Source organism: Salegentibacter profundi (assembly GCF_054121475.1).
The window spans coordinates 291,982-306,597 of the sequence record NZ_JBSYGG010000003.1 but is presented as its reverse complement, the minus strand read 5'-3'; the positions used below and the strand labels follow the sequence as shown (position 1 = coordinate 306,597).

Here is a 14,616-nt window from a genome sequence, read left to right as displayed (position 1 = left end):
GAAGTTCTGGTAGTCAAAGAGACCTGGACACCCTCGTAAGCTGGGGGTTCGTCCAGGTTCATAGAAGAATATAACTGATGAATTCCAGGCAGGAAATTGATCAGAAGGGCTAACCTATAAAATAATTTAAGATGAAAAATATTAACCTGATGGTCCTTTTCCTTTTCGGAAGCCTTATGCTTACAGGACAAAATTCAGAAATACCAAGCTCTGTCAACAATGTGGAGACCAAAGTAGATTCCGTATTATCCTTAATGACTCTTGAGGAGAAAATAGGGCAGCTGGTACAATACAACGGCAGTTGGGACCTCACTGGCCCAGCTTCTGAAATGAACAACAAAGAAAAAGAAGATAATATCAAAAATGGTCGTGTTGGTGCTATGCTGAATGTCCTTTCAGCAGAGGCTACGGCCGAAGCACAAAAGCTGGTTATGGAAAACTCCCGGCTAAAGATTCCAATGATGTTTGGTTATGATGTAATTCATGGCTACAAGACTATGTTTCCGGTACCCCTAGGGGAAACGGCCAGCTGGGATCTGGAAGCAATGGAAGAATCAGCCAGGATAGCCGCATTGGAATCAGTTGCTGAAGGGGTAAACTGGACTTTCTCTCCAATGATAGACATTTCTCGTGATGCCCGTTGGGGTAGAATTATGGAAGGATCAGGAGAAGATCCCTATCTCACTGCACAAGTAGCCGTTGCTAAAGTGAAAGGTTACCAGGGTAATGATCTGGCTGATGAAAAGACCATTGCCGCTACCGCAAAACATTTTGTGGGATACGGATTGGCCGAAGGAGGACGTGATTATAATACGGTGCATATCGGTGAAAATGAACTTCATAATACCCTTTTGCCTCCTTTTGAGGCTGCCGCCAAAGCGGGAGTTGCGACGGTAATGAACGCTTTTAATGATATTGACGGTACCCCGGCAACTGGACATAAAGTTTTACAAAGGGATATCCTTAAAGGAGAATGGGACTGGGATGGATTTGTGGTTTCAGACTGGGGGTCTATTCCAGAAATGATAGCACACGGTTTGGCAAAAGATAAAAAGCAGGCAGCCCAAATAGCCCTTAATGCCGGGAGTGATATGGATATGGAAGGTGGCGCTTATGAATCAAGCCTTGAAGAACTGGTAAAGGAAGGGGAAATCAGCATCAGGAATATAGATGATGCGGTGAGAAGGGTGCTGAGAGTTAAATTCAAAATGGGACTTTTCGATGATCCTTATCGCTATTCTAATGCCGATCTTCAGAAGGAGATTCCTTATCAGGAGCATAGGGAAGTTGCCCGGGATATTGCACGAAAATCTATTGTGCTTCTAAAAAATGAAAAGGAATTCCTTCCGCTTAAACCTTCCGTAAAAAATATTGCCGTTATCGGACCACTGGCCGATGATAAAGATTCTCCAATAGGAAACTGGAGAGCGCAGGGAGAAGCTAATTCGGCTATATCGGTTTTAGAAGGACTCAAAAATGCTGCCGGGGATGATGTCAATATCAGCTATGCTAAAGGCGCTGATCATGGGATTGGAGAAAGAAATTTCTTAATGCCTTTAAAAATCAATAAAACCGACAGATCAGGTTTTGAAGAGGCTATAAACACTGCTGCTGAAGCCGACCTAGTTGTGATGGCTCTTGGAGAAGACGCATTTCAGGCGGGTGAAGGCAGGAGTCAGGTGAATATAGGCCTTGCAGGACTTCAGCAGGAATTGCTGGAAGAGATCTATAAGGTGAATCAGAATATTGTATTAGTCCTTATCAATGGAAGGCCATTGGAAATCAGCTGGGCTTCCGAAAATATTCCGGCTATTACCGTAGCCTGGCAACTCGGAACTGAGAGTGGAAACGCAATCGCTGATGTGCTTTTTGGAAAGTATAACCCTTCAGGTAAGCTTCCTGTTTCCTTCCCAAGGGCTGTGGGTCAGGAACCTTTATATTATAATCAGAAGAATACCGGACGACCTTCAAATGATAAGCACGTGACTTATTCTGCATATACAGATGAGAAGAAGGACGCCCTTTATCCTTTTGGGTATGGTCTTAGTTACACCGATTTTGAATATGGAGCGCTTAGCCTTTCTTCTGAAGAAATGGAAGCAGGTAGTAGTATTCAGGCTAGTGTAGTTTTAACTAATACCGGTGATAGGGAAGGAAAGGAAATCGTGCAACTCTATATCCGAGATCTCGTAGCCAGTACTACCCGTCCGGTAAAAGAACTTAAGGGTTTTGAGGCGGTCACACTGGCTCCGGGAGAGCGCAAACGTATTGAATTCACCATAGATGAAGAAATGCTTAAATTCTATAATGCCAATAAAAGATGGGAAGCAGAAGCCGGGGATTTTGAAGTCTTTATTGGTGGAAATTCACGTGACCTGCAAAAGGCAGGGTTCAGCCTAAAGGAAAGCGAAGTGATCTTTGAAGACCATTTTGAGGGCGATGAACTCAATATGGAATATTGGAATTACGAAGAAGGCAATGGCTGTCCCAACCTTTGCGGATGGGGCAATAATGAACGCCAGGGATATTACCGTGAGTTTGTAAAAGTCCAAGACGGTAAACTTATCATTAAAGCCGTTAAAGAAGGCGATAAATATTTCTCAGGTAAGATAAATACCAAAGATAAAGTTGAATTTAAGTACGGTAGTGTTGAGGTGCGTGCTAAGCTACCTGATGGCTACGGGCTATGGCCGGCGATCTGGATGTTGGGTGACAATATTGACCAAGTAGGCTGGCCTGCTTCCGGCGAGATCGACATAATGGAGTTTGTAGGCAGACAACCAGATACGCTTCATAATGCCTTGCATACTCCGGCAAGCCATGGTGAGACCGAAAATATTAAAAGTACGCCAGTTCCGGGAATAACGGAAGATTTCCATGTCTTTAGAATGGACTGGAGTGAAGAGGCCATCGAATTCTTTATCAACGATGAAAAGACCTATACCTTTTCTCCCAAAGAAAAGAATGAAGAGACCTACCCTTATAATCATCCGTTCTACCTACTATTAAACCTTGCAGTGGGAGGGAATTTTGGAGGCCCGGAGGTAGATGACTCTATCTTCCCTGCAGAATTCATTATCGATTATGTGAAGGTTTCCAAACGATAACCTGAATATTTCCGATTTTTTAGCCGCTTCCGTTGGGAGCGGCTTATTTTTTTCCATAAACCGCTACGATGAAATCCCCGTCTAAATACTTTTCAGGATCAATCATACTCTGTAGCATAACCCCTTTTTTATTCGATTCCAGGATGATCTGGGCACATTGAAGCAGGCCAGCAGCAGTAGAGGTTTGAATTGCCCTGAATTTATATCTTCCTACCTGGAGTGGTGATATGCATTTGGAAATCTCCCGTCTTTGAAGAATGCCGGATTTATCTTTTCCTTCTACGGCTGCATAGAGGATGATCTGGTCATCCTCTATATTCGGGATATTCGCCTGCATTATTTCCTGTAATTCATTTATAGCCTTCGGTCCTCTTCCGGTTTTTTTCACTTGTTCTTTTACCCAAGTGAAATGTCCAGGATGTCTTAAGGTTTTATAATCGAGATGACATACCTTTCCTTCCAGGGCATCCGGGAGATCTGCTGCTCCTCCGGAGGTCAGGTCTTCTTCATAGGTGATTCCATCAATGATAATTCGGTTGGTTTCCGATAAGGATGCCAGACTGGTCTTTTTGTAATTGCGCAGGACCAAGGCTTTATTCAAATACTCGGTAGCCACCCCAACAGGACTCCAGGTGAAGCCGTAGTAGTGAGGAGATACCGCATTCTTTGTGAGGGCGCCAACTTTAAATTCCATTTTATCAATTATTTCCACATCGAACTCTTTACAAAAGTCCCGGTAAAGTGCCATTGCCAGAATATTGATGTATCCGGGTGCTAAACCACTTTGAAGTACCAGTCCTGATTCTGCTTTCCGTGCCATTTTCATGATTTGCTCAGTCTCAGCAACATATTCAGTGAGGTTGACGTAATGTAATTTATAGTCAATTGCTAGCTTGGCCATTTTTGGGGCCAGACTCCCTGGTAAACAATCCAGGATAATATCTGCTTTTTGAAATAAATCTTTCATTTCCTTGGTTACCTTATCCTCGGGTAGATGGAAAGCTTTGATTTCACAGTTTTTCGAAGTGCCCTCGCTTACCCATTTAGCTACTTCCTGAGCTTTAAGGAATGTGCGGTTTCCAATATAAATAGAGGGGGGGACACGGCTCCATTCTGCCAGAAGGAAGGCGGCGGATTCAGCAATTCCACCGGCACCGGCTATAATGATATGATAATGTTGTTTCATATTCTTAAGTTACGAAAATTTAGAACTCAAGACGTTTTTGTCTTCATATTATGTTGGACTTGGAATTTTCGACCTCAAATGTAGTATATTGAACAAATGAACCTGAAACCAGAAATCCTCGAAAGTTTAATTTCTTTCCGGAGGTTGCTACACATGCAGCCTGAAGTCTCTGGAGAGGAACATTTAACTGCGGCAAAAGTAGGTGCCTATCTCCAGGAATTAAAACCAATCCGGGTCGAGTATGGGGTAAACTCTCAGGGCCTTATGGGCGTTTTCGATAGCGGAAAAGAGGGGAAAACCATAATATTCAGAGCAGAACTTGATGCTTTACCCATTTGCGAGTCTAATGATTTTCCCCATAGGTCCCTTGTGGAGGGTGTATCTCATAAATGCGGACATGACGGGCATACCACTATTCTATTGGGACTCGCTCATTGTCTGGTGGAACACCCACCTGAAAGTGGAAAGGTAGTTTTGTTGTTCCAGCCATCAGAAGAGACGGGAGAAGGTGCAGCGGCTATTCTCAGGGAAAGGTTTTTTCAAGACCTTAAACCTGATCTTATTATCGGGCTTCATAACTTACCGGGTTTTCCTTTAAAGGAGGTTCTGATAAAAAACGGGGCTTTTACTGCATCAGTGACCAGTTTGGTGATCAAACTTAATGGGAAAACTGCCCATGCCGCTGAACCCGAAAACGGCATCAATCCTGGGCAAGCTGTGGCAGAAATCCTAATGCAATTTCAACTTTGGTCTAATAATCGACCTGAGGAGAAAGATTTTAAACTCATCACTCTGGTACACCTCGAACTTGGAAGCATCGCTTATGGTGTTTCTGCCGGGGCAGCGGAATTACGGTTTACGCTACGTACCTGGACCCAGGGCCATATGGAGGGGTTAAAAGACCAGATAAAGGAATTTTTGGGCCGCATTGAAAAAGCATACTCACTAAGGGTTAATTATTATTATACCCAGGAATTTAAGGCTACCCATAACTTAGCCGAAGCTGTGGAGGCAATCAGATCGGCAGGGAAAAAGTTAGGATTAAATGTAAGGGAGTTAGATCAACCTTTTAAATGGGGAGAAGATTTTGGGCTTTTTACTCAGCATTTCCACGGGGCATTTTTTGGTCTTGGGGGCGGTCAAAGGCAACCAGCTCTTCATAACCCTGATTATGATTTTCCGGATGAACTAATCGCAACCGGGATTTCAATTTTTTATGAAATATATCGCAGTCATTTAAAAGTCTAGTTAACCCTTTTATTTCCAAAGCTTTCCCAGGAAGGTGATTAAAAATCTGTGAAAATTCAGTAAATTTAAGGAGCGCTTACTATCGTTCTTCTATGGAAACTAAATAAAGGTTAAGATTATGGAAATGAAATGGTCTTTAAACCTCGGACGAATAGCCGGGATAAAGGTATCGGTACATTGGACTTTTATGATTCTACTGGTATGGATATTTATTCTGCATTACCGACTGGAGCAGGACATGGTCCAGGGTTTATTAGGAGTAGTCTTTATCCTTGCACTTTTTCTCTGTGTTACACTTCACGAATTTGGACACGCCCTAACAGCCAAAAGGTTCGATATAGATACAAAAAGCATTACCCTTTTGCCTATTGGCGGGCTGGCACGTCTAGAAAAATTTCCTGAGAAGCCTATGCAGGAACTTTTAGTAGCTATTGCAGGTCCCCTGGTGAACCTGGTTATAAGTATTTTAATTTTTTTAGCACTGTGGGCTTTTAATGCTGTTCCGGTTTTTTCGGATGCGCTCGACCTTATGAACTTTAGGGGAGTGGGATTTTGGTATAACCTGCTATTTGCTAATATGATTCTGGCAGTATTCAATCTTATTCCGGCTTTTCCTATGGATGGCGGAAGAATTTTACGAGCCTTGTTGCTCTTTAAGTTTGAACGAGGGAAGGCTACGAAAATCGCAGCAGGCATTGGACAGTTTTTGGCTATCGGATTTGTTTTTCTTGGCCTATATGCCAATATTTTCCTGGTGTTTATAGGAATCTTCATCTATTTAGGGGCAGGGGCTGAGGCAGAAATGGAAATGACAAAAACCTCACTGACCGGATACAAAGTAAATGATATATTAATGAAGCAGTTTGCTCAGCTTAGTCCTTTGGATACCCTGGACAAGGCTGTAAAACTACTTCTAGACGGGCAGGCCCACGATTTTCTGATCGTCGAGGGTCATAAAGTACTGGGCATTTTAAGCCGGAATGATCTGATAAAGGGATTATCGGAAAAAGGCAATTCCTCTTCCGTGAGGGATGCCATGCAAACTGACTTTATAATTCTCGATCCAGAAATGCCTTTGCAGGAGGTATACCAACAAATTTTGACGCAACGTATTTCAGTGGCACCTGTAGTTCAAAACGGAGAGCTCCTGGGAATAATTGACAAGGAAAATATTTATGAATTTATCCTTGTGAAAGAGGCGATGGGAAAACAGTTGGATATCGAAGAGCTCAAAGCAAAATATGAGGTCCCCGAAAGGCTTTCCTGAATTCCTTTTATGATGCCTGATCTATTTCTTAGGCTGGCAAAATATAAGATTTAATATAAACTATTTATGCTAGAGACCTTTTAGCTTTCTTGCGCCACCTTTTTTACTCTTTCTATAGAATCTGCCTTTGATAGCGATAACCGAATGGTGCTGTCTTCCTCTGCTTTGAGGTCATGAGGAATACTGGCCTCTAGCGAAACCAGATCACCTTTCTCAAGGTTAAGAATTTTGCCGTTGACACCGAAAGAAATGCTGCCTTCGAAGATTTCTACCATGATCGGATAAGAGGTCTTATGCTCCTTCATCACCTGGCCTTTTTTCATCACAATACGTATTTCCTTGCTGGAGTTAGTATCCAGAAGAATTTCAACCACTGGTTTTTCATCATTGTATGAGAGGTTTTTGGTAAGAGAAGCGCTTTTCATAATTCAAAGGGATTTATTTATTCATAGCTGAAGATACTAAAAATGTTTGGCAATGAATAAATACCCGCTTTTAGACAAATTTCTAAAATATGATTCTGCTCATATTTTAATGCCTGTTGAATCTTCACCTTTATCGGCTTAAAATTATCTGTGTTATGAATACATTATCTCCGCATCAGTTCCATATACCGGTTATGGGCATAGCTTTTACTATTGATTCGCCTGTAAAGGTAGCCGCCTTTGGTATAAGCTCGGCCCTTTCCATTATTGAGGATAACCTTATCGAGACAATGCGAAAATATTATTATCAGGATACCGGGGAAACCTATGTGCCGATCACAACAAAGGAAGCTAATTATCGTTCACGGCGAATTACCGACTACCTGAACCTGGTTAATCGCAATGTTCAGAAACGCCTGGAAAAAATAAGGAACTCAGCTTTTGAGACAGGATCTGATCTGGTAAAGTATTTTGAGATGTTACCGGAAAACAGTGGATTAAAGGAGAAATACCGGGAATTTATTAAAACAAGTGATGCAGAGTTGAAAAGGTCTTTGGAAAAGTTGCTACGTACAGAGGTTAAGGCCGGTGCTATTGAGGTGAATATAATGACCAAAGTAGATAAGAACAATTTTGATCAATCCGGTGAGCTTATCGCCAACGGTTCAGATGCCCTAGAGGCTTTGAAGGCTTATGCCAAAAGCAGTCTTGATAATTCTGCTGTAATATTTTCTGCTGGGATGAACCCCAGGCTTTATAATTATCTAGAAGATTTCAGGGAATTCGATGCCACGGCCTGGGGCAATTTCAGTAAACGAATTGTAATCAAAGTGAGTGATTACCGTTCTGCACTAATCCAGGGGAAATATCTTGCCAAAAAGGGTATTTGGGTGAGTGAATTTAGGATAGAATCAGGACTGAATTGCGGAGGGCACGCCTTTGCCACTCAGGGCTTATTACTGGGGCCTATTCTGGAGGAATTCAGCGGAAAAAGAGCGGAACTGGCCCAGGAGCTTTTTAAACTTTATAATCCGGCGATCAAAGCTAAAGGACAGGCCGGATTTGAAAAACCACATCCCATAAAAATAACGGTCCAAGGTGGGATAGGTACGGCTGAAGAAGCAGTATTTCTGCAACAAAAATACAAGGTGGATAGTACCGGTTGGGGTACTCCCTTTTTACTTTGTCCTGAAGCGACAACCGTGGATGAAAATACTCTTGAGCTTTTAAGCAAAGCAGAAGAAAAGGATGTGGTATTGAGTAAAAATTCACCCCTGGGAGTTCGTTTTAATTATCTTAAAGATACTAGTGGCGAAAAGGAGAAGATAGAGAGAATTGCAAAGGGTAAACCCGGAAGCCCCTGTACTGAAAAGTACCTTGTTTCCAATACCGAATTCACTGAGCAACCTATATGTACGGCGTCCACAAAATATCAAAAGCTTAAGATAAAACAATTGGAGGAGGCCGGACTGCCGGAGAAGGAATTTAAAAAACAGCTGGATGAGGTGCTTGCAAAAGAATGTCTTTGTATAGGCCTTAGCAATGCCGCGCCGGTGACCTATAAGGAGCCTTTTCTCAAGAAACTCGAAGCAGTGACCATCTGTCCGGGGCCAAATATCGCAAATTACTCAAAGATTGCTTCCCTACAGGAAATGACCGATCATATATATGGAAGAAAAGATCTACTAAGTAATAAAGCCAGGCCACACATGTTTATTAAAGAGCTTGAACTTTACCTGGATTATTTCCAGGAAGAATTGGAAGAGATAAAGAATCCTGATAAGAAAGACCTTCGATATCAAAATAATTTTGCTAAAAGCCTTAAGGAAGGCATTGAATATTATCGTGGCTTACTTAAGCAGTACTCCTTCCCCAATGGATTTAAAAATTCCCTTGATTCCGCTGAAAAAAGGTTAGAAGAAATGTCAGTACTTTCTTAGCAGATAATGAAATAGGAGATTGACGCTTTGGGCCAGCTTAGGGGGTGGTATGCTCGAAAATCATACGGATAAGTGTTTCCAAGCTTTGCTACCCCCTTTTATCAGCAGCAAGACTATAAACCCAACCACCATTCCGGATAGGAATTCTACCAGGATCCCGGGGAAATTATCCAGAAGTCCGTGAAAAAAATCAATATTATGTACAAAGATGCCTCCTGAGACTAAAAGTAAAGCTATGGTTCCAATTATGGTAAGGCCTTTAATAACCTTAGGCAAAGCATTAACTAGGAATTGACCAATCGTATCGGAAAGACTTTTTTCCTTTTCATTTAATTCGATTAGCTTGAGTCCGTAATCGTCCATTCTTACTATTAAAGCTACAATTCCATAAACTCCCACAGTAGCGATTAAGGCGATAATGGTAACCACGAGAATTTTGGTTACCAGATCCTGCTCTTCAACACTACTCAGTGCTATGATCACAATTTCTACCGAAAGTATGAAATCAGTAAGAATTGCAGATTTAATTTTCTCTTTTTCCTTACTAAGAACTTCTTCTTTGGAGGGCTTTTCAAGTTTTGGCTTTTCGGTTCGAGGGGGAGGATTAAAATAATGAAATATCTTCTCAGCACCTTCGTATGCCAGGTACAAACCACCAATTACTAAAATAACTTTAATAGCGACAGGAAAGAAAGCGCTCAGTAAAAATGCAAGGGGTAAGATAATTAACTTATTGAGAAAGGAACCCTTGGTGATGGCCCAGAGCACTGGTAATTCCCGGGAAGACACAAACCCGGAAGCTTTTTCAGCATTCACAGCTAAGTCATCCCCTAAGAGACCTGCAGTTTTTTTTCCGGCAACTTTACTCATCATCGCTACATCATCCATTAAAGTTGCAATATCATCCAGAAGTGCAAATAATCCAGAGGCCATAAGAATTAGGTTTTTAAAGGGCAAGATAAGTTTTTAGCTTGTAGATCAATAGTCTTTTTTACGGAATGATTAGCGATGAATAAACTTTTAGGAGATCATTTTATTTTAATATACCTGGGCTTATAGGATTGGTTTGAAGCTAAACAGGGTGTAATTTGGTTTTTGGATCCTACTTGAGTCAGGTAAAAAAGGCTTTATTATTTGTTTTCCAGGGGCATTTTAAAAGTAAATTGGGTCTTTTCTTCGTTCGAACTTACCTGCATTTCACCGCCATGGGCACGGGCGATTTCGGAGGTGATAAAAAGCCCCAATCCGAGGCCCTGCTTTCCCGGTTTAACCTTTTCCCGGTAAAAAGGCTGAAAAAGATGCTTTTTAGCGGCATCGGGGATCTTTTTTCCTGCGTTGATAACCGAAAGGCTAAAGGTCTCGTTTTTGGAAGTAACCTTTACTTTGATGGGATGCTTTTTCGAACCATGAATAGCGGCATTGGCCAAAAGGTTGGAAAATAATTGTCCAATCCGGTTCTGATCACATGGAACCACTTTTTGCAGGTTGATATCTAACTTAATTTCGTGACCAGGGGAAATCACCTTTACTTCTTTAATAACCTGTTCGAGGGTTGTTTGTAAAGTATCCTGGCAGGGTTTTCGTTCTATTTTTATTCCCTGACCCAACCGGCCTCGGGCAAAGTCCAGGATATTTTCAATTAACCCGGCCATTCTATAACTAGTGCTTTTTATTATACCCGCATGTTGCTGTATAATTTCATTATCTGATACTTTCAATAAAAGGTCGGCACTCATTCGGGTTGTGGCAATGGGATTTTTAAGATCATGGCCAAGGATGGCTATAAACTGTTCCCGGAGTTCAGAATTGTGTTTCTCTTCGGCCAGTTCTTCGGCAGAGACCTGCATTTCTTCGATTGCATTTAAATGAAAGGAAATCAGATCGGAAAAAAGGTGGAACATGTTTTCTATTTCAGGTGTCTCCACTTTAGCTGGATTAGGATCGATGGCACACAAGGTTCCGAAAAAACTACCATCTTTTCTGAAGATAGGATAGGAGACATAGCTTTGAAAACCATACATAGCTGGAGTCGGATGACTGCAGTAAAGTTGATCCTTTGAAACGTCTTCAATAAAAACCGCCTCCTCACTTAATCTTACTTCATGACAAATAGTGGTTTCAACCTCTAGTTCGTCACCTGGGTTTAGGCCAAAAGCAATATCATCTTTCACACTACAGGTTATCCAGGTCTCATCTGTAACCCTTGCTATGGCGGCAAAACCCATTCCTGTAGTTCGGCAGATCTGGTCTAACAACCTTGGAACAATGGGGATCTGTCTCACATTTTCAATATCTGAGTATAGATTCTTACGGAGGTTTAATTGTTTGCTGATAAGCGGTGTATTTCTGAAATTAATTTTCAAAAATAAGTATTTTTTTTCAGTCTCTTTTAAAAGTACTCTTCGTGGTATTCTTATCCTTTTATCTCCAGACTACTGTATCCCTGACCGTTTCGTTGTAATTGTATTTGTATTGCGATACGTTCCTTTAGGGAGTCCACGTGGCTGATAATTCCGATCATTTTTGAGGATTCTGCCTGAAGTTTCTCCAGGGTGTCAAGGGTTTGGTCGAGAGTTTCCGGGTCGAGCGTACCAAAGCCTTCGTCAATGAATAGGGAATTAATCTCCACATTTCGCGAGGCAAGGTCGGATAAGGCTAGGGCCATAGATAGGCTCAATATAAAAGTCTCCCCTCCTGATAGGGTTTTAACCGAACGCCGTTGTCCCCCCATGTGCTCGTCTATAGCTACAAGGCCATCATCTTCTTCCTCTTCAGGTTTGTCAATGTGATAACGGTCACTGAGGTCCTTTAACCTATGATTAGCAAGGTGAAGGAGTTGGATTAAACTAAGATCCTGGGCAAAGTCATTGAATTTTTTTCCTTTTGAATCTCCAATAAGCTCATCGAGCAATTTCCATCGCCGGATCTGCTTTTCTTTTGTTGCGATCAAAGCCTTGACCTCTCCTAAACGTTTCAGGTGGCTTTCGTGATTTTTTATACTACTGTAGAGCTCTCTGCATTCAGTAGAGACCTCTCTTAGAGATTGGTTCTGTTCGGCTATTCTTTCCTCAAGGCGCTCCCTGGTTTCATCGATATCTTCGTTTTTAAGTTTTTCTCTCTGGGAATAAAGCAATTTAAGGGAGGAAGCTGTGGCTGTAATGGTTGTTTCTATTTCTTCTCTTTGTTTCCTAAGTGCACGGCACTGGGCCTCAGGCATTAAAGCAACTCGGGCGTCACCTATATCTTCGAAACCTTTTTCCTTAATCTGGGGATATAATTTTTCTTCGAGGGCTTTAAGGTTATATTCTTTAATTTCCCTCTTTGTTTCTATCTCCTGAAATCTTTCCTTCAGATGTTTTCGTTCCTGTTGCAAGCTGGTCCAAAGTGTTTTTAGCTTTCCAGTGTCTTGTGAAATATCTTTACCCTTGTAGCGCTTTTCTCGTTCCTGACTAAGTTTTTTGCCAGCTTCCAGGACACTTAGTAGTTTTTCCAGCAAAGGAATTCCTGTTTTTATTGCCCTTTGTCTTTTTTGTTTGTTTTCCCAGAGCTCCAGATCCTTGAGTTTAGCCTGCCAGTGATTGCATAAAACTTCCCAGCTACCTCTTTTCTTCTCCTGAAGGTGAGCATATTTTTCAGTGAAGTTCTTTTTGCTGGCCTCCAGTTTTGCTTGTACCTCTTGTTGTTCTTGTTGTAATTTTGTCAGGCGTATTTTATGATGGTTCAATTCAGCTTCAAAAATACTGAGCTTTTTGCTCCAGGAAGCGAGGTCTTCCTCAGTATTGTTGAATTCTATTTGCAGGGTATCATCCATGGCTGGCAGTTCTTCAGCGAAGGGATGTTCCAGGGCTCCACAGAGCGGACAGGGTTTTCCATCTTCCAGAATATGCCGCTGTTCTTCGAATTTTGCTTGGAGGAGTTGATTCTGTTTTTTTAAGTGTAGTTTTTCAAGTCGCTCCTTTAATAATTCCCTTTTTTCTTTTGCTTTTTCGATCTCCGAAGGAAGGATTTTTTGGTTAGGCAGTATACTTTCTATCTCAACTCGCAACTTTTTTTCCTCCTCTTTTATATTTTTTATCTCATCTTCCTTACGCCAGGCTTCCTGGGCCTTTTCCAGCAGCTTTTTAATTTCGCCTTTTTCCTCATCAGGATTGGAAAGGTTTAAACCGGAAAGTCTCTCCTGGAATTTTGCCAATTCATCCTCAGAAATATGAGCCAGTTGTAATAGCTTTTCTTTGCTGGTCTGTGGGTTTTCTTCATCCAAGGTGAATGAAATTTCCCGGGTTTCACTATGAAATTGATTGCAAAGACTTCTATATTCCTGGCGTTTTGCCCGACGTTCTTCTTCCAGCCAGCTTATTTTAGCGTTGAAGGTATCCAGGCTTTGTACGATCATTTCTGGCTTTACCTTGGTGCCAATGAGCTTTTCTGTTTCTGTCAGACAAGTCGTTCGTTTTTGTTGATTTAATTGCCCGGCCTGTTTAATATTTTTAAGTTCAGCCTCCTGCTCATCCAACTCATTTTTGAACAGTGTCCAGTTGCGCAGTTCCTCCGCCAAATCTTCTATTCTTTCGTGTTGCTTTAAAGGGTAACCGTGCTCCTGCTGAAATACCTTGAGTTTATTTTCAGCCTCAGAGTTTTCTTTTTCGCGGGTTTCGATTTCCTTTTGCTGAACAAATAGCTTATTTTTTAATTCCAGATTTTTATTCAGATTTTCAATTTTCACTTTCAGTTGCTGCTCAATCTCGTCCTTGATTTTTAGATCTCTGGTTTTTTCTTTATATACTTCATCGCTGAGTAACTGGTCCTTGATGGCCTCGATTCTGTTTTGGTTATTTTGTATTTCCCTGTTTTCTTCCCGGTATTTCTGAAAGGCTTTGATTCCCAATTGTCGGTATATTCCGGTCCCTGTTATTTTTTCCAGTAATTCTCCCCGCTCTTCCTTTTTTGCCTTGAGGAATTGTGCGAATTCCCCCTGGGCTAGTAATACGGCTTTGATAAATTGATTATAGTTGAGTCCTAAAAGTTCTTCATTCTTTCCGGGAACCTCTGATTTTTTAAGATCAATTAAAGTTCCGGTTTCAGCATTGCTCAGTTCCATTTCATAATCACGAAGATTGCCAGTCCTGGCCGTTGAGATACTCCATTGGGACCTGTATTTTCCCGATTTACCCTGGTAAGTTACTGCGGCCATTGCTTCCTGTTGATTACGGGTAAGAATCGCTCCTGTTTTATTGATCTCTGAGGTAGAAACCTTTCCCATCCGGGGTATGTTATTGAAAAGGGCAAGGGAGATTACATCTAAAATTGTGCTTTTGCCGCTACCTGTTGGACCAGTAATTGCAAAGAGTGAACTTCCAATAAAAGGAGTCTGAGTGAAATCTATTTCGTGTGGCCCTTTTAGGGAATTTATATTTTTAAATTCAATCCGTAGTATCTTCATAAT

At 41.5% G+C, this 14,616-nt stretch carries 9 protein-coding genes; 4 read left to right on the top strand and 5 right to left on the bottom strand.

Going from position 1 to position 14,616, the window contains the following annotated elements:
- The first annotated feature begins 131 nt into the window (after positions 1–131).
- Positions 132–3,107 carry a beta-glucosidase BglX gene (gene bglX, locus ACW6NC_RS06350; protein ID WP_457864483.1) on the top strand — a complete coding sequence of 992 codons (2,976 nt, stop codon included), beginning with the start codon at positions 132–134 and terminating at the stop codon, positions 3,105–3,107.
- A gap of 43 nt (positions 3,108–3,150) precedes the next feature.
- Here the strand turns inward: bglX and ACW6NC_RS06345 are convergent, their stop codons facing one another.
- Positions 3,151–4,293, bottom strand: coding sequence for a saccharopine dehydrogenase family protein (locus tag ACW6NC_RS06345; RefSeq protein ID WP_457864482.1), 1,143 nt, complete (start codon positions 4,291–4,293; stop codon positions 3,151–3,153).
- A gap of 96 nt (positions 4,294–4,389) precedes the next feature.
- Here ACW6NC_RS06345 and ACW6NC_RS06340 point away from each other — a divergent pair, with 96 nt between their 5' ends.
- Complete coding sequence (locus ACW6NC_RS06340; RefSeq protein ID WP_457864480.1) at positions 4,390–5,541, top strand: amidohydrolase; 1,152 nt, start codon at positions 4,390–4,392, stop codon at positions 5,539–5,541.
- A gap of 124 nt (positions 5,542–5,665) precedes the next feature.
- Positions 5,666–6,808, top strand: a complete 1,143-nt coding sequence (locus ACW6NC_RS06335) for a site-2 protease family protein (protein ID WP_457864478.1) — start codon at positions 5,666–5,668, stop codon at positions 6,806–6,808.
- An 80-nt stretch (positions 6,809–6,888) separates the two neighbouring features.
- Here ACW6NC_RS06335 and ACW6NC_RS06330 read toward each other — a convergent pair whose 3' ends face one another.
- Complete coding sequence (locus ACW6NC_RS06330) at positions 6,889–7,233, bottom strand: cupin domain-containing protein (protein WP_457864476.1); 345 nt, start codon at positions 7,231–7,233, stop codon at positions 6,889–6,891.
- Positions 7,234–7,388: 155 nt separating this feature from the next.
- On the opposite strand from ACW6NC_RS06330, the gene ACW6NC_RS06325 reads away from it, so the two are divergent.
- Positions 7,389–9,173 carry a hypothetical protein gene (locus ACW6NC_RS06325; protein WP_457864474.1) on the top strand — a complete coding sequence of 595 codons (1,785 nt, stop codon included), beginning with the start codon at positions 7,389–7,391 and terminating at the stop codon, positions 9,171–9,173.
- 60 nt (positions 9,174–9,233) lie between these two features.
- Here the strand turns inward: ACW6NC_RS06325 and ACW6NC_RS06320 are convergent, their stop codons facing one another.
- The 3 genes from ACW6NC_RS06320 to ACW6NC_RS06310 all read right to left on the bottom strand — a co-directional run bounded on the left by ACW6NC_RS06320 (position 9,234) and on the right by ACW6NC_RS06310 (position 14,613).
- Positions 9,234–10,106, bottom strand: a complete 873-nt coding sequence (locus ACW6NC_RS06320; RefSeq protein ID WP_457864472.1) for a DUF808 domain-containing protein — start codon at positions 10,104–10,106, stop codon at positions 9,234–9,236.
- A 197-nt stretch (positions 10,107–10,303) separates the two neighbouring features.
- Positions 10,304–11,536 carry a GAF domain-containing sensor histidine kinase gene (locus ACW6NC_RS06315; RefSeq protein WP_457864470.1) on the bottom strand — a complete coding sequence of 411 codons (1,233 nt, stop codon included), beginning with the start codon at positions 11,534–11,536 and terminating at the stop codon, positions 10,304–10,306.
- 50 nt (positions 11,537–11,586) lie between these two features.
- The gene (locus ACW6NC_RS06310; protein ID WP_457864468.1) at positions 11,587–14,613 is read right to left on the bottom strand and encodes an AAA family ATPase; all 3,027 of its coding nucleotides are present in this window, start codon (positions 14,611–14,613) and stop codon (positions 11,587–11,589) included.
- Positions 14,614–14,616: the final 3 nt, after the last annotated feature.

Coding starts and splice junctions, on each gene's coding strand:
- bglX (WP_457864483.1), top strand. CDS start 132: ATGAAAAATATTAACCTGATGGTCCTTTTCCTTTTCGGAAGCCTTATG.
- ACW6NC_RS06345 (WP_457864482.1), bottom strand. CDS start 4,293: ATGAAACAACATTATCATATCATTATAGCCGGTGCCGGTGGAATTGCT.
- ACW6NC_RS06340 (WP_457864480.1), top strand. CDS start 4,390: ATGAACCTGAAACCAGAAATCCTCGAAAGTTTAATTTCTTTCCGGAGG.
- ACW6NC_RS06335 (WP_457864478.1), top strand. CDS start 5,666: ATGAAATGGTCTTTAAACCTCGGACGAATAGCCGGGATAAAGGTATCG.
- ACW6NC_RS06330 (WP_457864476.1), bottom strand. CDS start 7,233: ATGAAAAGCGCTTCTCTTACCAAAAACCTCTCATACAATGATGAAAAA.
- ACW6NC_RS06325 (WP_457864474.1), top strand. CDS start 7,389: ATGAATACATTATCTCCGCATCAGTTCCATATACCGGTTATGGGCATA.
- ACW6NC_RS06320 (WP_457864472.1), bottom strand. CDS start 10,106: ATGGCCTCTGGATTATTTGCACTTCTGGATGATATTGCAACTTTAATG.
- ACW6NC_RS06310 (WP_457864468.1), bottom strand. CDS start 14,613: ATGAAGATACTACGGATTGAATTTAAAAATATAAATTCCCTAAAAGGG.